This is a genomic window from Saprospiraceae bacterium, from assembly GCA_026129545.1.
Lineage (GTDB): Bacteria > Bacteroidota > Bacteroidia > Chitinophagales > Saprospiraceae > M3007.
Map to the genome: position 1 here is coordinate 15906 of JAHCHX010000005.1, position 23984 is coordinate 39889.

Annotated in this window: 16 protein-coding genes; 10 read left to right on the forward strand and 6 right to left on the reverse strand. The window is 54.5% G+C overall.

The window, feature by feature from the left end; all coding sequences use genetic code 11:
* Positions 1-40 precede the first annotated feature (40 nt).
* The 7 genes from KIS77_21430 to KIS77_21460 all read left to right on the forward strand — a co-directional run bounded on the left by KIS77_21430 (position 41) and on the right by KIS77_21460 (position 10617).
* Entirely contained in the window at positions 41-3631 is a 3591-nt protein-coding gene (locus KIS77_21430; protein ID MCW5924896.1) for a hypothetical protein, read from the forward strand.
* A gap of 217 nt (positions 3632-3848) precedes the next feature.
* On the forward strand, positions 3849-4406 hold the full coding sequence (locus KIS77_21435) for a carboxymuconolactone decarboxylase family protein (protein ID MCW5924897.1): 558 nt from the start codon (positions 3849-3851) through the stop codon (positions 4404-4406).
* 248 nt (positions 4407-4654) lie between these two features.
* Positions 4655-7414 carry a TonB-dependent receptor gene (locus KIS77_21440; protein ID MCW5924898.1) on the forward strand — a complete coding sequence of 920 codons (2760 nt, stop codon included), beginning with the start codon at positions 4655-4657 and terminating at the stop codon, positions 7412-7414.
* The gene (locus tag KIS77_21445) at positions 7404-8609 is read left to right on the forward strand and encodes an MFS transporter (protein ID MCW5924899.1); all 1206 of its coding nucleotides are present in this window, start codon (positions 7404-7406) and stop codon (positions 8607-8609) included. Before KIS77_21440 ends, KIS77_21445 begins: the two co-directional genes overlap by 11 nt.
* Positions 8610-8642: 33 nt before the next feature.
* Complete coding sequence (locus KIS77_21450; GenBank protein MCW5924900.1) at positions 8643-9191, forward strand: carboxymuconolactone decarboxylase family protein; 549 nt, start codon at positions 8643-8645, stop codon at positions 9189-9191.
* A gap of 63 nt (positions 9192-9254) precedes the next feature.
* Positions 9255-9809: a peroxidase-related enzyme gene (locus KIS77_21455; GenBank protein MCW5924901.1), complete on the forward strand. Its 555-nt coding sequence runs from the start codon at positions 9255-9257 to the stop codon at positions 9807-9809.
* Positions 9810-10005: 196 nt separating this feature from the next.
* Positions 10006-10617, forward strand: coding sequence for a fumarylacetoacetate hydrolase family protein (locus tag KIS77_21460; GenBank protein ID MCW5924902.1), 612 nt, complete (start codon positions 10006-10008; stop codon positions 10615-10617).
* Positions 10618-10625: 8 nt separating this feature from the next.
* On the opposite strand, the gene KIS77_21465 is transcribed toward KIS77_21460, so the two are convergent.
* The 4 genes from KIS77_21465 to KIS77_21480 all read right to left on the reverse strand — a co-directional run bounded on the left by KIS77_21465 (position 10626) and on the right by KIS77_21480 (position 14394).
* Complete coding sequence (locus KIS77_21465) at positions 10626-11675, reverse strand: endonuclease/exonuclease/phosphatase family protein (GenBank protein MCW5924903.1); 1050 nt, start codon at positions 11673-11675, stop codon at positions 10626-10628.
* Positions 11676-12593 (reverse strand): rhomboid family intramembrane serine protease, encoded by a 918-nt coding sequence (locus tag KIS77_21470; protein MCW5924904.1) that lies wholly within the window; start codon positions 12591-12593, stop codon positions 11676-11678. It abuts the gene before it with no gap.
* Positions 12594-12635: 42 nt separating this feature from the next.
* Positions 12636-13304: a rhomboid family intramembrane serine protease gene (locus KIS77_21475; protein ID MCW5924905.1), complete on the reverse strand. Its 669-nt coding sequence runs from the start codon at positions 13302-13304 to the stop codon at positions 12636-12638.
* Between the two features lie 133 nt (positions 13305-13437).
* Complete coding sequence (locus tag KIS77_21480; GenBank protein ID MCW5924906.1) at positions 13438-14394, reverse strand: hypothetical protein; 957 nt, start codon at positions 14392-14394, stop codon at positions 13438-13440.
* A gap of 92 nt (positions 14395-14486) precedes the next feature.
* Between KIS77_21480 and KIS77_21485 the strand changes: the two genes are divergently transcribed.
* From KIS77_21485 to rlmN, 3 genes are all read left to right on the forward strand, one after another.
* Positions 14487-16022 carry a T9SS type A sorting domain-containing protein gene (locus KIS77_21485; GenBank protein ID MCW5924907.1) on the forward strand — a complete coding sequence of 512 codons (1536 nt, stop codon included), beginning with the start codon at positions 14487-14489 and terminating at the stop codon, positions 16020-16022.
* Between the two features lie 365 nt (positions 16023-16387).
* Positions 16388-17077, forward strand: coding sequence for a DUF3276 family protein (locus KIS77_21490; GenBank protein MCW5924908.1), 690 nt, complete (start codon positions 16388-16390; stop codon positions 17075-17077).
* A 319-nt stretch (positions 17078-17396) separates the two neighbouring features.
* Positions 17397-18554, forward strand: coding sequence for a 23S rRNA (adenine(2503)-C(2))-methyltransferase RlmN (gene rlmN, locus KIS77_21495; GenBank protein MCW5924909.1), 1158 nt, complete (start codon positions 17397-17399; stop codon positions 18552-18554).
* Between the two features lie 12 nt (positions 18555-18566).
* Here the strand turns inward: rlmN and KIS77_21500 are convergent, their stop codons facing one another.
* Entirely contained in the window at positions 18567-20234 is a 1668-nt protein-coding gene (locus KIS77_21500) for an alkaline phosphatase family protein (protein MCW5924910.1), read from the reverse strand.
* 156 nt (positions 20235-20390) lie between these two features.
* The gene (locus tag KIS77_21505; protein MCW5924911.1) at positions 20391-23573 is read right to left on the reverse strand and encodes a M4 family metallopeptidase; all 3183 of its coding nucleotides are present in this window, start codon (positions 23571-23573) and stop codon (positions 20391-20393) included.
* Positions 23574-23984: the final 411 nt, after the last annotated feature.

The window sequence follows — 23984 nt, forward strand, 5'->3', positions numbered from 1 at the left end:
AAACTTTCAAACCCTCCAACCAGAAACCCACAACCCAGTCATGTTCAGAACCTTCTTCTCCTTCGAACTCCGCTCTTGGCTACGCTCGCCCATGCCCTGGATTTTTATGCTCATCATCGGGTTGTTGTGCTTCTTCGGCACCATCTCCGACCAAGTTACCATCGGCGGCAGTTTCGGCAACGTGTGGAAAAACGCCCCCTTCGTGGCCCAGAACTGGTATGCCGTGTTTTCGCTCATTTGCATCTTGCTGACGACGGCCTTCCTCAACTCGGCAGCCATCCGCGATTTTGAGCGGCAGACCAGCCAAATCGTGTTTTCCAAACCCATCGGCAAGGCCGGCTACTACTTTGGCCACTTCTGGGGCGGAGCGTTGATGTCGCTGCTCCCGCTCATCGGCATCTCTTTGGGGATGTGGACGGGCGTGGCGCTCAATTCGGTGTTCAACTGGCTCGAACCAAACCGCTTCGGCCCCTTCGACCTGCAAGGCCATCTCATGGGAATGCTCGTGTTTGCCATCCCCAACACCTTGTTCGTCGGAGGCATCCTCTACGCGGTGGCCATCAATACGCGCTCCACGCTGTATTCCTTCGTGGCGGCGACCGCCTTGTTGGTGGGTTACATCGTGGCTGGCAACCTGCTCAGAGATGTGGAAAATGAAAAACTGGCATCCCTGCTCGACCCCTTTGGTTTTGGCGCGTTCGGCATTGTCACCAAATACTGGACGGTGGACGAAAAGAACACGCAGGCGATGGGGCTGGCGGGCGATTTGCTGCTCAACAGGATTTTATGGGTGACGGTGGGCATGCTCATCCTGTACCTTGGCTATCGTTTGTTTGATTTTTCCGAAAAAAAAGCAGGTCGAAAGCAGAAAAAGCAAATGGCAGAAGACCCCGACCTCATCGGCATCCGCGTGCTGGGGGCGCTGCCCAAAGTGGCGCCTGGCAAAGGGCTTGGCACCGCCCTCAGCCAGTTGTGGAGCCAGACAAAAACCGAATGGTGGGGCATCGTGCGCAGCACAGCCTTCATCCTGCTCGCGCTGTTGGGACTGCTCAATTGCGTGCCCAACCTGTTCTATGCCAACGAAGGCTACGGAACCCACGAGCTCCCCGTCACCTACACAATGGTCAGCTACATACGAGGCTCGTTTTATCTGTTCACCATCATCATCATGGTGTATTTCAGCGGCGCCATCATCTGGAAAGAGCGAAACAGCCGCGTGAGCGAAATCGTGGATGCCCTGCCCACCCAAAACTGGACGACGTGGCTCGGCAAATACGCGGCGGTGCTGGGCATCATGCTCGTGTTGCAATTGCTCGTCATGGCCACAGCCATCATTGCCCAAAAAATAATGGGCTACGCGCGTCACGACCTCTGGGTATATGTGCGCGAATTGCTGGTGATGGATATGCTGGGGTTCGCCTTCATGTTGGCGTTAGCCTTTTTGGTGCAGGCACTCTCTCCCAACATGTACCTCGGCTTTTTCCTCACCATCGCGCTCATCATCGTCAACAGTTTCGTGTGGGACACGCTGAAAATAGAAAGCAATATGCTCAAATTCGGCGGCACCCCCGACTACACCCTCTCCGATTTCTACAGTTATCAGCCATTTGGCAAAAGCCTGTTTTGGTTCAACACCTATTGGCTTTTGTTCAGCGCCTTGTTGGCATTGGCCGCCATCCTCTTCTGGCCGCGCGGCAAGGAGACTTGGTGGAAAAAACGCCTAAAACTCGCCCGCCTCGAATGGCGGCAATATCGCTCGTTTGGCATCGGAACGTTGGCCGCTTGGCTCGGCGTGGCAGGCTGGGCGTTTTACAACACCCAACTGCTCAACAAGTATGTCAACAGCGGCCAGCAAGAGCGCCAGCGCCGCGATTATGAAATCAAGTACAAACAATATGAAGGCCGCGAGCAACCCCGCGTCTATGATGCCAAATACGACATAGACCTCTATCCCGAAACACGCACCATGCGGGTGAATGGGCGATTCTGGACGCGCAACATCTACGACAAACCCATAGACACTCTCTTTCTGAACACGCCTCAACACGGCAAGTTCGACCTGAAAAACGAGCGCCTCTCCCTGCTCCACAACGACTCGGCGCTTCACTGGCAAATGTTCCGCCTCCAACCGGCGCTCCAGCCCGGCGATTCCATGTTGCTCGAATTCAACCTGCGTTTTGAGCCAAAAGGCTTCGAAAACGAAATCTCGTGGAGCCGCATCACCCAAAACGGCACCTTCTTCGACAACACCGACATCATCCCCATATTTGGCTATCAGGCAGATGCTGAACTGTCCGACAAGAACCGCCGCAAACATTTCAATTTGCCCGAAAAAAGCCGCCGCCCCGCCCTCAATCGCCAAGACTCGCTGCACCGCCGAGAAGCTTATATCGGCATCAACAGCGATTGGGTGGAGGTAGAAACCATCATCCGCACAGCTCCCGACCAAATCGCCATCGGCCCCGGCTCGCTCCTCCGCGAATGGGAGGAAAATGGCCGCCGATGCTTCCACTACAAACTCGACCACGCCTCCTTCAATTTCTACTCCTTCATGAGCGCCCGCTACGAAGTGGCACGCCGCGACTGGAACGGGGTCAAACTCGAGGTATATTACCACAAAGACCACGACTTCAATGTGGAACGTATGCTCGGCGCGATGGAGAAATCACTGGCTTACTACACCCAAAACTTTGGCCCCTACTACCACAAGCAATGCCGCATCATCGAGTTTCCGCGCTTTGCCACCTTCGCGCAAGCCTTCCCCGGCACCATGCCCTATTCCGAGGGCGTGGGCTTCATTCAGGATTTCAAAGACCCGGATGCCGATATTGACATGATGTTCTATGTGGCCGCGCACGAGATTGGCCACCAATACTGGGGGCACCAAGAATGTGGCGCGCTCATGCAGGGCGGCGAGTTTTTGGTGGAAACTTTCGCGCAGTGGAGCGCCCTCATGGTAATGGAACACGAATATGGGCGCGACCAGATGCGCAAGTTCCTGAAGTACGAGATGGACCGCTACTTGCGCGGACGTGGGCGCGAATCGCAAAAAGAACTCCCGCTGGCCAAGTGCGAAAACCAAGGCTACATCCACTACAACAAAGGCAGCGGTGCCATGTATTATCTCAAAGAAATGCTTGGGGAAGCGCAAGTGAACGCTGCCTTGCGAGCGTTTTTGGAAAAATTCCGATACGCGCCCCCACCCTATCCGGTCAGCCTCGATGCCATAGACGAGTTCTACGACCACGCGCCCGACTCCCTGCACTATGTGGTGAAAGACCTGTTCGAGGACATCACCCTCTTCGAAAACCGCTGCAAGGAAGCCTCCGCCAAAGACCTCGGCAACGGAAAGTGGGAAGTGACCATCCACATCGAATGCCGCAAACTAAAAGCCGACGAACTCGGCAAGGAAACCGAGGTGCCCGTGAACGACTACATCGAAATCGGCGCCTTCGCCAAACCCGCCTCCGGCAAAAAGTACGGCAAGACCCTGCACCGCGAGCGCGTGCGCATCACCCAACCGCTCAACACGTTCACCTTCACCGTGGACGAAAAACCCGACAAGGCGGGCGTGGACCCATTCTCGCTGCTAGTGGATAGAAACCCGGAGGACAATTTGAAGGGAATGTGACGCAGGCTGCCAAGTAAATTTCCTGCCCTGCCCGGTGTTTCCACCAAGCAGAAGTGGCGGAGTGAGAAGGGGCAGATTGGCATCTCGCCGGAGGTGCGCTTGGAGAGAACACCAAGCAGGGCAGAAATGAAACCAGCCGGAAAAAGAGCTTTTCCATCGCCAAAGACCTCCACCGCAGCAAGTCTCGTACGTTAATGGTGAAGTAAAAAAAAAACACATGCCACACATCCCTGTCGCTCCGCACCTGCCCGGCATCACCGGCCTTTTGGAATACCGAAAAGATACCGCCGAACCCATTCGCGCCCTCACGCAACTCCTGCTGCGCGGGCCCGGCACGCTCACCTTTGCAGAGCGGGAAATGATTGCCACCGTCGTTTCAGAGGCCAACGATTGCCGTTTTTGTGCCGCCGCACACGCCGCCGTCACTGATGTACTTCTAGGCGAAAGCGAAACCTGTGAACACATCCGCCGCGATTTTGAGTCTGCGCCGATTTCTGAAAAAATGAAATCCCTGCTCCACATAGCCCAACTGACCCAACGCGGCGGTCGCTTCGTGACGGAAAGCGCCGTTGTCCGTGCCCGAAATGCCGGCGCCACGGAACTCGAAATCCACGACACGGTGCTTATCGCCGCACTCTTTTGCCTGTACAACAAGTATGTGGACGGCCTCGCAACCGCCCTGCCCGACGATCCTGTCTATTTTCAGCACCTCGGCGAGCGCATCGCGGTGAGCTATGGGCGACGCCCGGAAGGGTACGACAAGCCTCTGATATAAGCGCGTGAGCCATTTGGTTACTGCTCGAACGAACACGCCATGACCCCGGCGCACTCAAACCCGCACATTAAAATTTGCTTATAATCCTGTTGCACGCTTGGCAGTTTTAGATTGGCTGTAGCACCTTCGCCCAGTCATTTTCCCAGTTTTCAAGTATTTCGGAAACCAACCGAGCATCCTCAACGATTCGTTCGTACCGAGGGATGGTTTTTATTTCCAAAACTTTGACATTCAAAAATTTAAAGCGCATGAAAAAACTACTACCCTTTCTGTTTCTAAGCCTTTTTGCATGTACTGTTTTTGCCCAAACCACCCTGCGAGGCACGGTTCGAAATGCTTCCAATGGGGAGGGTATCGCAGGGGCTACAATCTCCATAAAAGGCAAATCGGGCGGCGCCACAACCGATGTCGGCGGTCAATTCACCCTCAACACCGATGCTACGCCACCACTCACGCTGGTGGTCTGGTCGGTCGGTCTGGCCCGACAGGAATTTGCTATCTCGAATGCGAACACACCGTTGGAAATCAATCTTTCGGAAAGTCTTTCGGCGCTCAACGAAATTGTCGTTTCGGCCTCACGCACCGAAGAACGCTTATTGCGCAGCCCCGTAAGCATCGAAAAAATGGACAATGTTGCTGTCCGAAACATCGCCACGCTCAGTTACTTTGATGCCACCGCCAACCTCAAAGGCATGGACATGGTGACCAGCAGCCTGACGTACAAGGAAATCAACACCCGCGGATTCAACGACACGGGCAATGCCCGGTTCCTCCAGTTGATTGACGGTATGGACAACCAATCGGCAGGGCTGGGCTTCTCACCCGGCAACCTCTTTGGCCCCTCCGACCTCGACGTGGAAAGTGTGGAACTTATCCCCGGCTCGGCATCCGCGCTTTGGGGGCCAGTGGCATTCAATGGCCTGTTGCACACCCACACCAAAAACCCCTGGGATTTTGAAGGACTTACCGTCCAGACCAAATTGGGTATCAACCACATCAACGACGGCGATTACAATGCCGAACCGCTGTACGAGGTATCGGCGCGGTATGCCAAAGCAATAAACAAACGCGTCGCATTCAAAATAAACGCTTCCTATTTTGCCGGAAGAGATTGGTATGCAACGGATTACACCGATGTAAACCCCAACACGCCTGCCGCTCAAAAAGGGCCAAACAACCCCGCCCGCAACGCCTTGAATATCTACGGCGATGAGATAGTAAGCACCCTGAACAACATAGGGGAAGTATCGCGTACCGGTTACACCGAATATGACCTGACCGAGTACGATGTATATTCTTTGCGACTCGGCGGCGCCTTGCACTACCGAATCAGCGATGGCTTGGAGGCGATTGCCGCTTTCAATTACAACCAAGGTACGGCCAACTACACCGGGAGCAGCCGTTTTTGCCTCAACAATTTTGCGTTCACGCAGCCGCGGCTCGAATTGCGCGGGCGCAACTTTTTTGTACGCGCCTATTCCTCCAACGAAAATTCCAACGATTCGTACAGTACCCGCAATCTCGGCCAAAAAATAGCCCGCACTTGGGTGCGTGACCTCAACGGAAATGTAGTGCCGGAAGCCCAAGCCGACGCAACTTGGTTCATGCGATACGAAACCGCATTCAACGGCGGCATCAACGGGGTAGCGGGAGGCGACCATTCGGCAGCGCGGGCGTTTGCCGACCAAGGGCGATTCCTGCCCGGCTCGGCCGAGTTTGAGCGGGAAAAAGCCAGACTTATCGCTACACCCGGATTGCCGGGCGCCGGGGTTTTGAGCAAAAGCAAACTTTACCACGCCGATGTGCAGTACGATTTTACCTCCATCGTGCAATTCGTGGAATTGCAGGCGGGCGGAAACGTACGCCGCTACGACATGAATACCGAGGGCACCCTGTTTGACGACAAAGACCAAAAGGTGACCAACGACGAGCTTGGCGCGTTTGTGCAAGCTTCCAAATCGTTGATGAACGACAAACTGCGCTTTGTAGGCTCGGTGCGCTACGACAAAAACGAAAGTTTCGAGGGGCGCTTTACGCCGCGTATTTCGGCGGTTGTGTCCCCTTCGGAGCGGCACAACGTGCGCCTTTCCTACCAAAGCGGTTTTCGCAACCCAACCGTAGGCGACCAGTATATCAGCCTCAACGTAGGGCCGATTGTCATTCTCGGCGGCGCTCCCGACAATTCAAAAGGCTGGAATGCTTATGAAAACTCGGTGACGGCGGCTTCCGTGGGCGCTTTCTTTCAAGGTTTCCAACAGTCCTTGCAATCGGGCGCCTCTTTTCCCGATGCCGTCTTTGCCAACAAAGACAAGTTTCAAAAATCGGATGTGGCGTTTATCAAACCAGAACGCAACCAGACGTACGAGATCGGTTACAAAGGATTGCTGACCGACAACCTCGTGGCCGATGCCAACTTCTACTACAGCACGTTCACGGATTTCATCATCAACCAAGTCGTTATTCGTCCAAACAACGCCACGGTACTGTTGCCTGACGGCACTATAAATCCAGCTGTTGCCAATGATTTTCTGAACAATGATGTCCTGGCATTCCAACTCTATACCAATGCAGCCGACAAAGTTTCCACACAAGGGGCTACGCTTGGACTAACGTACTTATTCCCAAAAGGTTATCGCCTGAGCGGCAACACGACCTGGAGCGATTTCAACATCCTCGACGCCAACCCGAACAACATTCCGGCCTTCAATACCCCGCGCTGGAAAACCAACATCGGGTTCTCGAACCCCCGTGTGACCGACCGCTTTGGGTTCAACGTGGCGTGGCGCTGGCAGGAATCCTTCGAGTGGTACGGCACGCTCAACGAACTTCGCCCCGGTACGGTAGAAGCCTACAATTTGATTGACGCACAAGTGAGCTACCGGCTTCCGGGTGTAAAAACTACCGTAAAACTCGGTGCCACCAACCTGACCAACAAGTACGTCGTGCAAGCCTACGGCAGTCCGGCCGTGGGGGGCATATACTACCTTGCGCTGACGTATGGATTATAATTTGCCGCGCCGCCCCTTTTTGCTGCTCGTGCTGTGCATCTTGACCTACATCTGCAGCGGCACCATATCCATGCTGATGTCGGTCTATTTGCCCGATGTGGTTCGGGATATGCTTGGCCGTGCCGACGAAGCCACCATGAGCCGCGTGGGGCCGTACCTGAACGCGGCCTATCTTGCGGGCATGACCGTGGGCGGCTTGGCGATTGGTATGCTGAGCGATCGTTTCGGTCGGGTGAAGATGCTCGCGATTTCAGCAGCCGCCTGTGGCGTGTTCACCGTAGCTGCCGCGGGCGCACACGATTGGGTCTGGGTGGTCGTGCTGCGGGCAATGGCTGGCGTAGGGGTTTCGGGTGTGTTGCTCAGCTGCGCCGTGCTGGTGTCGGAACGCTGGCCGGCGGACAGCAGGGCCGTGGCACAGGGCGTTTTGGGAGTGGCTTTTCCGGTTGGCATTGTGTTGTCCGGTGGGCTGAATGTACTGCTGAGCGATTGGCGGGAAGCGTTTTTGATCGGTTTTGCACCTGTTGCAGTGGCCCTTTTGGTGTTGTTTTTATTGAAAGAAACCGCGATACAGGTCCGAGAAAAGGCGGATGAATCGCCGCTAAAATCTCTATTCAGGCCTCCGAACCGTCAAAAACTGATCGTCGGGTCCATCGTTTACGGATTCGATCTCGTGGGGCTGTGGGCTATTTTTTCTTGGATGCCGACTTGGGTGGACAGCCTCATCGGCGGCGGCGAGGAAGCGGGGCAAATGCGCGGAACAACCATGATGATATTGGGAATGGGGGGTATGCTCGGCACCGGGATATCCGGTTTTTTGGTCAATAAAATGGGGGTGCGGCGTACCTTGCTGAGCAATTTCGCGGGTACGCTCATGGTATGCGCCCTCCTGTTTGTGTCGAACCAAAGTTTTTCACCCCTTGTCTTGGTCGAAACCGCTGTGCTGGCGCTGTTTTTCGGCATTAGCCAAGGGGCGCTGACGGTGTACGTCACGGAGTTGTTCCCGACCGAAGTGCGGGCTACCGGCACGGGTTTTTGTTTCAACATCGGGCGGGTATTCACCACCTCGGCAGTATTTTTTGTAGGAGCCTTGGTAACGGTACTGGGCGGGTATGCCAATGCGATGCTGGTGTTTTCCGGGGCATTTGTGGTTGCTTGGACTGCGTTGTATTTCGATAAACATACAAGGCCCGATTAGCCAAATATTTTTTCACCTGTTTTCAACAAACACATGCCACATATCGCCCTTCCCGAACAGGCCCTCGGCATACGAAGCCTCGCGGAGTACCGCCCTGATACCGGGCAGCACCTCTACGAATTGGCCCAAACCCTGCTGCGCGGCGAATCGCCGCTTTCGGAAGCCGAGCGCGAACTGATTGCGGCCTTTGTTTCGCACCGCAACCAATGCACCTTCTGTTTTTCGAGCCATGCTGCTGCGGCGCGATACCTGTTTCAAGCGGATGCACAGGTGGTTGATTTTGTGTTGGACGATTACGAGACCGCGCCTATTTCTGCCAAAATAAAATCGCTGCTCCGTATTGCGGATTGTGTCCAAAAAGACGCGCGCACCGTATCGGAGGCACTTGTCGCAGAAGCCCGCGCCAACGGTGCCGGAGACCGGGACATCCACGACACGGTGCTCATAGCCGCTACTTTTTGCCTTTTCAACCGTTATGTGGATGGGCTTGCCACCAGCACGCCGCCGCCCGATGCCACGGAAATTTGGGCTTCTATGGGCGAGCGAATAGGCAAAAACGGCTACGTTCCACCTAAAAAGTAAGTGGATGGGAACATCCACGTCGCTCACTCGCTCACATTGCTCATCTGCTCACTACCTTCACACATGGCACATATCAATCTTGGTAACGATCTCCCCGGCATTCGAGGCCCTATGGCCTTCAGCCCGCACACCGCTCAACCGCTCAACGACTTCGCCAATGCGCTGCTTGCTACCGACGAGGGGCTGAGCCGGGGCGAGCGCGAGCTGATTGGCGCGTATGTCTCGCACCTCAACGACTGTTATTTTTGCCAAAACATTCATGGCGCAGTGGCAAGCCACTACCTGGGCGAAGAGGAAACCGTGGCAGCAGTCAAATGCGACCTGCACAGCGCGCCCGTTTCGGACAAAATGCGGGCTTTGCTCATCCTTGCCTCGAGTGTGCAGAAAGGCGGAAAGCACGTCACCGCCGAACAAGTGGCTGCTGCTCGGGAAAAAGGCGCGACGGACCGCGACATACACGATACCGTACTCATCGCAGCAGCATTCTGCATGTTCAATCGCTATGTGGACGGCTTGGCCACCTGGGCACCGGAGGACCCGGAATTTTACCGGCATCGGGGAGCAAAAGTGGCTGAATTGGGTTATCGAAGCGAGCCAACAGGGTATATGCCGGCGTAAGAAGGCGGGTAAAACTTAATCGCCGGCCTGCGGTTGAACAATGAACAATCCGGGAATGGAGAACAACCGCGTCAAGTTTGGCGCGCGTAATTTTTTTATCGCCGTAGGCCACACAACCCGGAGGATAATTTGAAGGGGATGTGACGCAGGCTGCCAACCACAGAGATGAAAAATCAAAGTTCCCTACTTTCGCCCCATGAAAATCTTCTGCATCGGTCGCAATTATGTGGACCACGCCAAGGAACTCAACAACCCCGTGCCGTCGGAGCCGCTCATCTTCATGAAGCCGCCGACCGCGCTGCTGGTGAACAACAAGCCGTTCTACCACCCCGACTTCACGCAAGACTTGCACTACGAGGGCGAAATCGTGTTGCGCGTTTGCAAAAACGGGCGCTCGGTGCAACCCGAATTTGCCTCGCGCTACTACGACGCGGTGGCTTTCGGCATTGACTTCACCGCCCGCGACGTGCAGGACAAACTCAAATCAAAAGGCCATCCGTGGGAAATCGCCAAGGGATTCGACCGCTCGGCGCCTATCAGCCGCTTTGTGTCGTTGGCAGAGTTGAAAAACCCGCAGGACATTCACTTTCAATTAAAGAAAAATGGCGAAGTGGTGCAGGACGGCCACACCCGCGATTTGATTTTCTCCTTCGACACGTTGATTTGCCACATCTCGCGCTATTTCACCCTGCACAAGGGCGACTACATCTTTACTGGCACGCCAGCAGGCGTGGGGCCAGTGAAAATTGGTGACGTGTTGGAAGGAAGCATCGAAGGTGTGGAGTTGTTGCGCTGCGCGGTGCGTTAGAGGCTGTTTTAAAACCCCAGCGTCGCCACCACAGGATAGTGGTCCGAATCGCCCGCCCTGATGGTGTGGCAGGCATACACCGAAAAACCAGTTTCGGCCAGCACATAGTCAATGCGCAAAAGAGGCAACACGCCTGCGAAGGTGGTGCCGAGACCCAAACCCTTTTTGCGAAAGGTATCGGAAAGCCCCTGCGAGATGTGTGCATACACAAAGGAGTTGGGCGTGTCGTTGAAATCGCCGCACACCACGATGGGATGAGGCGAGGAAATGAGATGCTGACGCACGCGCTGCGCTTGCTCGGCCCGGATGCGGGTGGCGCCTCCCACTCGTCTGAGCACGCCGCCGATTTCTCTCCAAGTGTCGCGCTCCTTCAAATTGGGATTTTCTATGACCTTCTCAGTCGTGACAGTGACCTTGTTCGATTGCAAGTGTATGCTGTAGATGCGAACCAACTTTTTCCCAACGCGCACATCGGCCCAAAGCGACGAATTGGAAGTCTTATCGAATGGGATTTCGCCCCCCGCCTCTATGGGGAATCGGCTGAAGATGACCGTGCCTTTTTTGAGGTTGAAGGTGTAGTCGTAGCCCATTTTTTTCCCCAGCAGATGATAGAACTTGGTTCCGATTTCCTGCACGCACAGCACGTCTGGCACCCCGTTTTTTTTCCAAAAACGAGCGTAACGCTCGGCAGTGGCCTCCCTGAACGAGTCGGAAATAAAGTGTTGGCCGTGCCACACGCCGCCGATGTTGTGCGTGGCCACCGTGAAGGCCCCCTCCGGCTTGGTGTCTTTCCCAAAGTCGAAGCCCAAAAAGCCGGTGACATACTGCCAGCCAAAAACCAAGATGCCCAAGTGATACAAGGCAAAACGGCTGGCTCGCCAAGTCCACAACACAACGAGGAACAAATTGGCCAACAAGAGCCACGGGAAAGCGGTGCCAAAAAACGCCAGCCACGGGAAGGACGCGGGATTGACGTGCGGGCAGATGTATGCCAGCAGCGTCAGCAGCACCACGGCGGCACTGATGATTTTGACCGCGTTCTTGATGAGGTAGCGCATCTATTTTTTGCTTGCTTCGTAGAGAAAGTCTTTTTCCTCCTGCTCGAGATTTTCGTAACCTCTCTCCTTGATTTTGTCCAGAATGGCATCGAGACGCTCTTGGAACGACAGGTCGTTCGTGTCGCTCACATTGCTGCCCTTAGCCCCGCCGAAAGTGGCGCGGAAGGCGGGTTGGGTCTTGCGTTTTGTCTTTTTGGGGCGCGGGCGAGCCGGTGCGAACAAACTCATGAGCCTGTCCAAAAAGCGGTTAATCGGCTCCGATAGGTCGCGGTCGTCGCGCAGTAGAAACACGAACCAGCAGCCTGCCGCAAAGCCTCCGAGATGCGCCGCGTGGCCGCCCGTGTTGCTTTGGTTGGCTATGCCCACAAAGTCGAGCAACACCAGCACCAGCACGATGTACTTCACCTTCACCTCGCCAAGCAGAAAGAGCATGACGCGATAGTCGGGCGCAAGGATGAGCGCAGCCCCCGCCAGCGCCATTATCGCGCCAGAGGCTCCCAAAGCGTAGGAACCAACATAAGGCATGAATTGGGCAGAGAAAAAGTAAAGCACATTGCCCACCAAGCCGCCCAAAAGGTAGATCGGCAGCACCCGCCTGTCGCCTATCAAATCGCCGACAATGATGCCGAAGAGATAGAGCGTGATGGTATTGCCCAAAAAATGCCAAAAGCTTTCGTGCAGGAAAATACTGGTGACGGGTGCCCAAAAATGCCAGAGCAGTTTCCAATCGCCCGGCATGCAAAAGAACAGCAGCACCTGCTCGTACCAGTCGCCCGCCCTGCCAGTCATCCACAACAACACAAAGAGGATTTTCACCAACACGAACACGGCAAAGTTCAGGATGACCAATCGCGTCACCATGTTGCCAGCTCGAAACGAATGTTTGATGTCTTCCCAAATGGACCTAAAAACCGCCATTGCTTTTTGTTGAATCGGTGTAGGATGTGAAATCGGTGTTCGTCATTGGAAACGCCCCCGATACCAAATCATTATCAATATGAAACCAAAAACCGCGCCGCCCAAGTGAGCAAAATGCGCCACCCCCGTCGAAAAGCGTTGCACTCCATAAAATAGCTCCAGCCCCGCCATAATCGGTACGAAATACTTGGCTTTGAGGGATATGGGCGGAAACAGCAGACTGATTATCTGGTTCGGGAAAAGATAGGCAAATGCAGCCAAAATCCCGAAAACAGCCCCCGATGCCCCCAGCATCGGCACGTTCCAAGCGCGAGGGTCCATGCCCATCTGCTGAAGCTCCCACCACTGCACGCCCGTGTAGAGAATGTAAGCGCCCACACCACAAAACAAATAATAAAACAAAAAGCGCCTATGTCCCCACACCATTTCTATCATAGGGCCGAAAATATAGAGCGCCAACATATTGAACAGCAGGTGCATCAAGTTGCCGTGCATGAATATATGGGTCGCTATCTGGTAAGGTCGAAAGTATTCTGAACCCGGCATATAAACCGCCAACGCCAAGCGCCCCATGTCGTAGTATTCGCCAGTCGTGTAGTCCCGCTGTGGCTCGCCAAGAATAATGTATGTGCCTACGAACATCAGGACGTTGATGATAATCAGGTGCCGGACGACACCCGTGAAAGGTTGGTAGAATTGAAATTGGGACATCGGTCGAGCGCGAACAGTTTGTTTTTTCCGCAAAAACAGGCGGAGGCGAGTGTTGTTTTTGAGTTCGTGAATGGAAGGCCAAATGTATCCACCTTGCGTTATTTGAACAAAAAAAACGATGTCTCGAAAAACTTTACCAGAGACACAGCGCAAATACGCCCATGATGAAGATAGCGAAGAAAACCCGCGCCAGTCGCCGCTCCCTACGAATGATGGTTTGCTCCGGTTGGTTGCGTGCCAAATCGTTGCCCGCCCGAATGACTTGCAGCAACACCATCGAAATCAAGAAATAACAAAGGAGATAGATTTTGTCCATCAACACCATGTAGCCCGTGTCGGGCAGCGCGTCGCTGTACGACTGTTGCAGAAACACCGCCGTCAGCAGCCCGCCAATGGGCAACGACGAGCGCGTGTCAATGTAGGAAGGGTGCAGAATGAGCGCCCCGATGCTGACCAGCATGACAATCAAAATGGGCAGCAACATCTTGAGGATGAAATAACTCAGCGGGCGTGCCAGCGTGACGGTGAAGGTCAGGTTGCTGTATCGTTGGGCGTTTTCCTCTGGGTTGCCGAAGTCCGTGCCGTAGTCATGAACGGACGATTGCAACTGGCAGCCCTTCGTCTCCCAGCCGATGAGCTTCAGGGTGTTACGAATTTCGGCAGCGTTGGTGTCGGGCAGATACACGAGCGCCGCGGCAGGATGCTCCGGGCTTTCAATCTGTATGTCGAGTTTGTGTTTGTCCAAAGGAAAACGGCTGAGGGAAAAAGAGTGAAAAAAACGACCCTCCACCCTGAAAATGCGATAATTGGTGCCGTCTTTCAACAAAAAACTGCTGCTGTCGCCCGATTGCTCGTGCGCCATGCTCCATTTTTCTATCAGGTTGACGAACTCGATTTCCGTGGGGTCAATCTCTCCCTTCCATTTGAACCAAATGTAAAAATCTGCGTAGAACGAATGTTCGTCCATGTTCAGGTCATACAAATTCATCAAGTAGATGCCGACATGGACAGGTTGCGGCTGAGCCACCAAGTCAGGTGCGGCACAAAAAGAAAAAAGGCAGGCAATCAAGAATTTACGCGGTGACATCATTCATGTTTTTGGCCAAAAATAGCGTGTTTTCACCTGTTCATGCGAGTGCAATGTTCAGCTATCTCCCCCAATTTTGTGGCAAAAAAACGACCATGCGCCGTTTGTGCCTTTTTATCCCGCTGACAACCTTCTTTTCCTCCCTTTTTGCCCAAAAACTGACCGATGCCCGACCGATTCATCAGCCAGATTCTGGGGTGCTCACAGCTGGAGCTCTTGATGCGGAAGGCAACCTCTACCTTGCTTCCACGCTAAATCTTAAAAATACCTTTGGGCAAAGTGGCATATTGGGGCTGTTCCCGGCGGGCGACCCGGTATTGAGCAAATACCACCCCGACGGAACACTGCTCTGGCGGCGCGAATTCCCCGGCAACATCGCCCGCATCTGCGACGCCGCGCTGACACCCGACGGCGGCTTGGTCATCACAGGCGGCTATGTGGACACTTTTCGGCTGACTCCCGATTGGCTTATTCCCGGAGTCAACGACTACGATGCCAGTTTTTTCATCGCAAAACTGGCTCCCGATGGACATTTTCAATGGGTGGACACCTACCTAAGCACGTTGCCGGAAGACTGTCTTGGCTGGACGCTGGCGGTAGCCCCCGATGCGATCTACGTCGCCGGCATCCACGAAGCGATACAGTCGAGACTGCGGCGCTACAACTTCGACGGCAATTTGCAACTTGAAAAAACACTCGACATTCGCAGCATCAGCCAACTCGCGCTCGACGACGAAGGGCGGTTGTACGCCGTCGGCACAGCCGCTCCGTGGGACATGTTCGCCAACCTAATGGTGCCCGAACCACCGATGCAAACCGGCTATGCCAACTATATCGTCCGGCTCGATTCCTCTTTCACGGCGCATTGGATTCGAGCATACAACTACATCACATTCGACGAGCATCCCAAAGTGGCGGTGTTTGGCGGCAACGCCTTCCTGCTGTCGTACGACTTCGATGCCGGCCCCAACCAATCCGCAGGCTACCGATTAAAAGCCTACTCGCCCAACGGCGACCCGCTGTGGTCAGACACTATTCTTGAAGGTTTTCTCTCCACTGACTACCCACACGCTGCGTTGCAGCCTTTTTGTGGCCGTTTGTTGCTCCAGTTTTCTGACATCGGCGGCATGGCTGTGCGCTCTTACGATGCCAATTTCGACGACAACCTGCTCGTGCAAGGTTCAAACGGCGGCTTCCTCGGCTCTTTTCCCTTTCTCCGTACCAATAAAAAACACGCGATATTCGGCTCCAATTTCCGAAATACCACCCTTGATTTTGGTGACGATTTTTCCCTGCAAAACGACAAAACACCCGGCTTTCAGCAATTTGTCCTGCAATTCGAGTGTCCCGACCAGTCGAGCAGCAGCCCCGTGCCGCCGCCAGTCCCAGCCTCATGGAGCCTTGCCCCCAATCCCGCGACCCACGTCGCCAGTCTGCATCGGCTTTCGGGCAAAGTCCCGCACACTGCCCGCGTCGAATTGCTCGACGCTGCGGGGCATCTGCATTGGAGCGGCGATGTGCTTTCGGAGCAAACGGCTGTCCCGTTGGAGACGCTACCAACTGGCATTTACTTTTTGCGAGTGATGAGCGAAGAAGGGGTATTCGTGTTGAAGGGGATGAGGAGGCAATAAATTCCTAAAACGTCGGGCGCATTTTCAATGGTCGCAAGTAAATCGGAACGCTGTGCCGGCATATATGCTTCGCGCCGCTAAGTTTTGGGCATGGCTAAAAGCGCAATCTATTCGAAGTCAGGGACATCAATCATGGTCATCCGACAAATCCCGGTAAATCTAGTGAACCAAGGTATAAACGCGACCATTGAAAATGCGCCCCAAACGCCCAATGCCCCCATTCCCCTTCCTTCAACCAAGCCATCAAGGGGATAGGAAAACCCAAAAGACAGAATTTCTTTCAAAAGACATGGTTGTTTCGTTGGAAAATCTACCTTTGCTCGCAATTTGTTCACCAAAATTATTCACTAAACTTTTTTTGACAGGTGGAATACGGGAATTTCAAACGGAGAGACAACCGGGATTTTCGGGATAGAGACCGAGGTTATGATCGCGACAGAGGCGACAATCGTGACCGGGGCTACGACCGCGACCGGGGCTACAACCGCGACCGGGGAGGAGACTTCCGCGACAGAGGCGGCTTTCGCGACCGGGGCGATTTCAGGGACAGAGACAGGGGCGGCTTTCGCGACCGGGGAGGCTTCGACCGCGACCGGGGCGACCGCGAACAAGAGGAAAGCGTGTTTTCCAAGCGCGTCCGCGCTGGCAAACGCCGCACCTACTTCCTCGATGTGAAGAAAACGAGGGGCAACGACTACTTCATCACCATCACCGAAAGCACGCGCCGTGAAGATGGCTACGGCTACAAGCGTCACAAAATTTTCCTCTACAAGGAAGATTTCAATCGCTTTGTTGCCTCGCTCAACGAAGTGGTGAACCACGTCAAGACCGACCTGATGCCGGAATTCGATTACGAAGAATTCGACCGTCGTCAGGCTGAATGGGAAGCCAACAACCGCGACATGGAAGACGAAGATCTCCGCGACGAAGAAACCGACGAAATCGAAGACCGCGTAGAGACCGACGAAGAAGAAGAGAAGGACGAAGCTCCCGAAGAGAAAAAATCGCGCAAAAAGAAAGACGAAATTGACGACGAAGACGACTGGAAACTATAACCAGTCAAACTGCATCAATAAAATCAGGAAGCGAAGTGTTGCGTGAGAGCGCAATACGTCGCTTTTTTTATTAGTGGGAAAAAAACCGCTCTTGCACCCCCACCCCCTAGGGCAAACGCATCAAAATACAACCGACCTCGAAGAGGTTTGACATGGGTAGAAATGGTGTGTTTTTGTGATAATTATCACGACCTCGGAGAGGTCAAATGTCTATAGCAGCAAACAGGTCACCAACATTCGACCCCGCCGGGGTCGTAAACACCGCGAAAATGGGGCGTTTCTACCAACATTTTACCTCTCCGAGGTTTGTGCCATTTTGATGCGTTTGCCCCCACCCCCTCCCGCCAGCAGGCGGGAGGGGGTGGGGGCAAACGCTAAGCTTTCACGAAAAAAACTGACTAACAACCACTCAACATTCTCGACCAACACCGTGACCGACCTACGCGCCCATTCTTTGCCCGAACTTGAAGCCACCCTCGCGGCGTGGGGAGAGCCGCGTTTTCGCGCCCGCCAACTTTATGAATGGCTCTGGACAAAAGCCGTGACGGACCTCGACTCGATGTCGAATCTTTCCAAAGACTTGCGTCAGCGACTAAGGGAGCATTTCACGCTGCACACCCTCCGCGAAGACAAAGTGCAGCACAGCGCCGACGGCACCATCAAGACGCGCTGGCTCACTTGGGATGGGCACCGCGTCGAGAGCGTCCTCATTCCCGTGCCAGCCGAAGAGCGATTTACCGTCTGCGTCAGCACACAAGTCGGATGCAGTCTCACTTGCGCCTTTTGCGCCACCGGACGCATGGGCCGCAAGCGCAACTTGGAGGCTGCCGAAGTCTTCGACCAAGTAGTGGGCGTGAACCGCCAATGCCTCGAAGCATTTGGCCGCCCACTGACCAATGTGGTTTACATGGGCATGGGGGAACCCCTACTGACCTACGCCAACACGATGGAGAGCATCGCCCGACTAACCGCCCCCCCCACTCAAGGCGGGTTGGGAATGTCGGCTCGGCGCATCACGGTCAGCACCGCAGGCATCGCCAAGATGCTCCGAAAATTGGCCGACGATGGCTTTCGCTCCAACCTCGCGCTCAGCCTACACGCCGCCGACGATGCCAAGCGCAACGAAATAATGCCCATCAACGAGACGAACAACCTCGCCGCACTCATGGAGGCGTTGGAGTATTTTTATCGAAAAACAAAAAACCGCATCTCCTACGAATACATCGCCTTCGAGCGCTTCAACGACAGCCTTGAAGATGCCGCCAAACTGGTGCAGCTCTGCCGCCGAAAATTCCCCGTTCGGGTCAATATCATCGAATACAACCCGGTAGACGGCGCAGCGTTTGAAAAATCCGACGAAAACCGCCTGAATGCCTTTGCGGCTTACCTCGCCAAGGAAGGCGTGACGGTGACGGTGCGGCGCAGCCGAGGCAAGGACATTGACGCGGCCTGTGGGCAGCTGGCCAACAAGGGCTAACCGCGCCCCCTACTATTTCATCAATTCCTCAATCACTTTCCCGGTAGTCCCGTTGGGTTTTGCAATGCGCAACATGGCGGATAGCGTGGGTGCTATGTCGGTAATGTCCACAGGAGCAAAGGTTTCACCGGGCTTTGTTTTCCAGCCATACCAGATGAGCGGGACGTGCGTGTCGTAGGTATAGGGGGAGCCGTGCGTGGTGCCGCCTTTCGGGAAAGTCTTGTCGTCCGCGTGCCAAGCCGGGTCGAGGTGGAAAATGATGTCGCCGGAGCGACGCGGGTGGATGCCCCTGCGGAGCTCAGGGGCAAAGGGATATTCGGACGGCAACATCATCAATTCCTCGCGGGTGAAAGCGTCGTACACGCCTGGCTGCTTGCGCAAGTGGTCAATGATGACGGAGGCCACGTCGTTAGGCTCGATGTCGAGGTCGGCCATCGCGTCCCAATTGAGCCAGATTTGCTGGTTGTTTGCCTCGTGGATGAAGTTGCCGCCGATGCCCAGCGCGTTGGCCAATGCTTTTTCCAGCGTGTCTTCCAATTTGCTTTCCGGGAAAACACCGGCCGGGATGCGCAAGTCGTTGAGGTGGGCCGGGGTCTCCGCTGCGCCATGGTCGGCGGTCAAAAACAAGAGCACGTTGTTCTTGCCCAATTTTTTATCCAAGAAATCCAGAAAGCGGGCGATTTCGCGGTCCAAACGCAGATACATATCCTCCGTTTCTTCGGCGTGAATGCCAAATTGGTGGCCGCAATAGTCGGGGCTTGAAAAACTGATGCAAAGAAAATCGGTTGCTTCGCCCGCGCCGAGCTGCATCTTGTTGATGGCCTCCATCGCAAAATTGAGCGTGAGCGTGTTGCCAAAGGGGGTGAAGCGCAACAAACCGTAGCCGCCTGTTTTTTTCAAAGCGGACAGGTCGTAGGGCATTTTTTTCCCATGAAGGTAGCGAGCGTAGTCGCCCTTGTTGTACCTGTCCCAATCCTCAAAGCTCTCCTGATAAGTGCCGGACACGATTTTGTCCCAATTTTGAGACAGCAGCGAATCGGATTGGCGGCTGGCATTGAAATCCTGCACCCACCTCGGCAGCCCCGTGGAGTCGGGGTAGTAAGTGGAGGTAATCCAATTGCCCGAAGTGTCGTCGAACCAGTAGGCGGCATTGGGGATATGCCCTGCGGGTAGGATGCTCGCTCGATCTTTGAGGCAAACGCCCACAACTTTCGATTTGAAATTGTTGGACAGCCGCAGCTCATCGGTGATGGTGGTGGAGAGCAATACGGAGGGCGAATGTTGACCTGCTTTCACGGTGGTGCTGCCGATGGTTTTGTAACGCTCATCGGTGGTTACATAGCGGTGTTTGCGCCACTCAGGGTCCCACCAGTCGTTGCCGATGATGCCGGTCACGGATGGCGTGGCACCGGTGTAAATAGCCGCATGGCCAGGCGCGGTGTACGTCGGCGCAAAGTTGTAGCGCGTGTTTTCGCAGGAAAAGCCTTCGGTCAGCAGACGGTTGAAGCCGTTTTGACCATATTTGGCTTGATAGCGATAGAGGAAGTCATAACGCATTTGGTCCACCACGATGCCAACGATGAGTTTGGGTCTTGCAGGGGTGTTTGCGACGGATATTTGACCGAATAGGGGAGCAACAAACGCAAAGAGGAGTAGGGCAACGATTGTGAGCGATTTCATAGAGAGTGTGTTTATCCAAGCACTTTTTTCAAAAGCATGCGAATAAGGGTTCAAACATAGCGCAAAAATGAGGAGCCCAACCGACAAAAGAGAGACATCCGAGCCAAGGATACAGCTCGGATGTCTCACACGGTCAAACTTAATGCTGGCTTAAAGCTATTGCTTCACCACTTTTGCGGTGATGCCGCTATTGCCAGAAAACAGCCGCACGAAGTATGTGCCGGCGGGCAAATTTTGCATGTTCAGCTCGAGCTGGTTCGAGCCTTCCACGAGTTGAGCCTCGCGGTTTTGCACAGTGGCTCCCAACAGATTGACCACGCTGACTTGGACGGCGGCCGCGCTCGCGGCCTCGATGTTGAGCCGTGCCATGTCCGTCACGGGGTTGGGCACGACGGTGAGGCTGATGGCTGAGTGCAAAGGCTCGTCGGTGCTTACGCTGAGGCTGCGGTTGCCGTTGGCGAACCACACCACCAACTGGCGGTCGGCGATGAATTGAGTTTCGTTGCCCGTTCCCGATATTTTGTCGGGGTTGAGGCCGCGCCTGTAGATGTTGGTGGTGCCGGCTTGGTTGGGGCCTTCGTAGTAGAGGGCGTTGTCCAAGCGGTTGTAGGTGGGCCAGCTATACGCGCCGTTGTTTTCCAAGATGACACCGACATTGCCAGTCTCCACATTGGCGCCCAGGATGTCGTTCTGGTCTTTGATGCCATCGTAGTAATCGAACGCGATGATGTAAGGCGAATTCTTGGAGAGGGTCGGATTGCCCACATTGGTTTTCTGAGGCAGGCCGTTGAATAGTTTTGTGATGAAATAATTGCTCGAGTTGGCGAACCCACCTGCTTCCCAGAATTTCAGGAAGCCGATGTCCCAGTAGCTGATGTTTCCGTTGGTGGTGCTGGAAAGTTCGTTGAAAGCATCGTACATGATGTATTCGCCAGAATAGTCGAACTCCAAGATGTCGGCGTACTTCACATCGCCCGTGCTTTGGCCAGTAGAGTAAGTTGGGTTGTAAAGTTCAAATGACACGAGTTTGTTGTCTATGAAATCATACACATAAATCAGCTTGTTCTCGTTCTGTGTCAGGGCAGCGACGAAGGTGCCATCTTTTGAGATGGCCGCGTTGCGCCACTCAGGCAGAGCGCTGAGCGGTGGATTGACGACCGCTTGGAAAGTCGGCGTATAGGAAAGGTCAATAGTGATGATGTGCCCGATGTTATTGACGAACACCACTTGCCCCCCGTTGTCGCTCACGCTGGGGCGGCTTTTGATGCCTTGTGTATAAATGGTGCCAATGAGCGCGCCGCTCCCGTTGCGGACTTCAAGATTTTGCGAATTGTTGGTCACGCAAAGCACATAGTCGGTGCCGGGATTGGTGGGAAGGTTGCCGAGGTAATTGCCGCCGGGCGTGCTGCCCTGAATGCCGACTTGGTCGAAAGCGGCGGCGGCGGCGATGCCGACGAGGTTGCCCTGCGGATACAAATCGTTGGCTGCTTGGAGCACGGCGATGCGTAAATCCACAAACTTGCTTGACTTCACCAAGTAGTCCCTCAATGCCTTGTAAAACACTTGTTCGGCCTTGTCCTTGCCCACATTGGCGTTGTTGGCGAAGAGGTAATACGCCCAGTTGGGAATGCCGCTGTTGATGTGCACGCCGCCGTTGTCTTGTGTGCCGTTGTATTGCTCGCTCACGGTACGGGGCTGCCACCACGGGCTGTTTGAGTTGACCCCATTGTGGGGGTCTTGCATACTGCGGAGCGCAACGTGGGTGCTGGGCTGCATCACGTCTTCACCAATAAGCCAGTCGTCGCGGTCAATCATCGCGCCGAAGATATCGGCAAATGACTCGTTGAGCGCGCCGCTTTCATTCTGATAAATCAGGTTGGCAGTTTTTTCCACCACACCATGCGTCATTTCGTGACCGCCCACGTCGAGGCCGCGTGCGAGTGGCCGGAACGTGGAGCCGCCGTTGCCGTACCACATGGCCGCGCCATTCCAGTAGGCGTTTTCCATGGAGCTGCCATTGCTTTCAGTCACGTTGAAAAACGAGATGATGTTGCCTCCTTGCCCATCAATGGACTCTCGGCCAAAAGTGTTCTTGAAATAGTCGTAGCTTTTGATGCTGTTCCAATGCGAGCTCACGGCTCTGGCACCGTCGCCCGTGGCCGCGTTGCTGAAATTGGTGGAGCCAGCGGTGAAAAAACTATAATCGAAGTTTTGATTCTGCGGGGAGGTGTTTTTCGCGTTCAGCGTGACAATGACGCCCACCGGGTCGCCGGGCATGGTGGAAGCCGCGGGCTTAAACATGGGCTTGCTCGCATCTTCCAGATAATAAGTGGCTCCTTGCTGCCACGCGCCAAACGAACGGTTTTGGCCGAGCAAGTCAATGCCAGTGCCAATGACTGGCGGCGGGGCAAATGGAGGCTCAGACATCGGCACATTGGGCAGGTCTTCTTTCGGGTCGTCGGCGACGGGGAGGTGCGTGACAGCGGTGTGCTCGTGCCTGCCACCGTCAATTTTGCAAGTGAAGTCGTAGCGATGAATCACTTCGCCCGTCAGCGCATCCACAAAATAGACGACGCGGGTGAGCAGATTCGGGTGGGCCTCTATGTGCCACGCGAGCCGCTCGTTGTCCAAATTTTCTTCGTGGTGATAAATGACCAATTGCGCTTGGAATGGCTCGATTTTGAGCAAATTGAGCCATTCTGGAGTCCAGTCTGTTTTGATGTTTTCAAGGCCGATGTTTTGCTTGGCGCGGTCAATGGCGCGGCTGGCATCCACGGCGGGGGTCACGGAGTTGAGTTGGGGCGTGGGGAAATAACGGCCATTCAGCAGGTCAAAAGCCCCTTTTCTCGCATGGGCGATGACCTCTCCGCCAAACACGGGCACACCTTTGAACACTTGCTCCAAACGAACGTGGCTATTGCCCAACTGGTCGGTTTCTACCCTTGTGACCACAAACTCATTGGCAGGAGCAGCGATTCCCGTAGGTTTCAGGCTCGCCAAATAAGCGAGTGCCCCTGCTTTCACGTCGGCGACATTGGCGGAAGCTTCGGTGACACCTTCAAACAGAATCGGCATGCCATTCCGCTCGTCGCGGGTGATGCGCACGCCTGATGTCTGTGCGCTGCCTTGAATGTCAAGCGCCGGAAGTGCCTGAAATTTCACTCCGGCGGGGGCAAGGGGGGTTCGTACTAATGGAACAGCGGATTGGGGCGTGCTGAACTTGATTTGTGAATGGTCAATGGGTTCGGTTGTCTTTGTCGGCGGGACGATTTTCGCGCTTTGCGCGAACGTGTGGGCGGCGGTCGCCAATAGAATAGCGAGCGGGAGGATTTTTTTCATCGAAAAGCAGTTTAGTTTGTAATGTGAAAAAATCGTTTTTGGGTCAAATGGGCGCTATTTCGTTTTAAGCAAAGTCTTGATTGGGGCGCGACGGTAGTCGGTACAAATGTAGGGCAGCTCGCAGTCTTTGCATACCGCGATTTGGTCTTTGGCGATGTTCCGGTATTGAAAAAATACGGTGCGCAAGGTTTTGCGGAACTTGTCTGCCCGATTACTTTTGTGGCCGTGAGCCATCCCAAGAACTCTTGGGCACAACGACATCAAAACGACGCTCCGCTACACGCATGTCAGCAACCGAACACTGGAAGACATAAAAAGTCCGTTTGACGCCTTAAACCTGAAAAACGAGTAGAAGCTTTGTCGTACTTTTTGTATTGTCGAAGTCAACAATACAAAAAGTACGACAAAAGT

Excerpts from the sequence above, each read along its gene's own strand:
- KIS77_21505 (MCW5924911.1), bottom strand. The coding sequence starts at position 23,573 with ATGAAAAAAATCCTCCCGCTCGCTATTCTATTGGCGACCGCCGCCCAC.
- KIS77_21465 (MCW5924903.1), bottom strand. The coding sequence starts at position 11,675 with ATGCGCTACCTCATCAAGAACGCGGTCAAAATCATCAGTGCCGCCGTG.
- KIS77_21430 (MCW5924896.1), top strand. The coding sequence starts at position 41 with ATGTTCAGAACCTTCTTCTCCTTCGAACTCCGCTCTTGGCTACGCTCG.
- KIS77_21440 (MCW5924898.1), top strand. The coding sequence starts at position 4,655 with ATGAAAAAACTACTACCCTTTCTGTTTCTAAGCCTTTTTGCATGTACT.
- KIS77_21450 (MCW5924900.1), top strand. The coding sequence starts at position 8,643 with ATGCCACATATCGCCCTTCCCGAACAGGCCCTCGGCATACGAAGCCTC.
- KIS77_21460 (MCW5924902.1), top strand. The coding sequence starts at position 10,006 with ATGAAAATCTTCTGCATCGGTCGCAATTATGTGGACCACGCCAAGGAA.
- KIS77_21445 (MCW5924899.1), top strand. The coding sequence starts at position 7,404 with ATGGATTATAATTTGCCGCGCCGCCCCTTTTTGCTGCTCGTGCTGTGC.
- KIS77_21470 (MCW5924904.1), bottom strand. The coding sequence starts at position 12,593 with ATGGCGGTTTTTAGGTCCATTTGGGAAGACATCAAACATTCGTTTCGA.
- KIS77_21475 (MCW5924905.1), bottom strand. The coding sequence starts at position 13,304 with ATGTCCCAATTTCAATTCTACCAACCTTTCACGGGTGTCGTCCGGCAC.
- KIS77_21435 (MCW5924897.1), top strand. The coding sequence starts at position 3,849 with ATGCCACACATCCCTGTCGCTCCGCACCTGCCCGGCATCACCGGCCTT.
- rlmN (MCW5924909.1), top strand. The coding sequence starts at position 17,397 with ATGCGTTTGCCCCCACCCCCTCCCGCCAGCAGGCGGGAGGGGGTGGGG.
- KIS77_21500 (MCW5924910.1), bottom strand. The coding sequence starts at position 20,234 with ATGAAATCGCTCACAATCGTTGCCCTACTCCTCTTTGCGTTTGTTGCT.
- KIS77_21480 (MCW5924906.1), bottom strand. The coding sequence starts at position 14,394 with ATGATGTCACCGCGTAAATTCTTGATTGCCTGCCTTTTTTCTTTTTGT.
- KIS77_21455 (MCW5924901.1), top strand. The coding sequence starts at position 9,255 with ATGGCACATATCAATCTTGGTAACGATCTCCCCGGCATTCGAGGCCCT.
- KIS77_21485 (MCW5924907.1), top strand. The coding sequence starts at position 14,487 with ATGCGCCGTTTGTGCCTTTTTATCCCGCTGACAACCTTCTTTTCCTCC.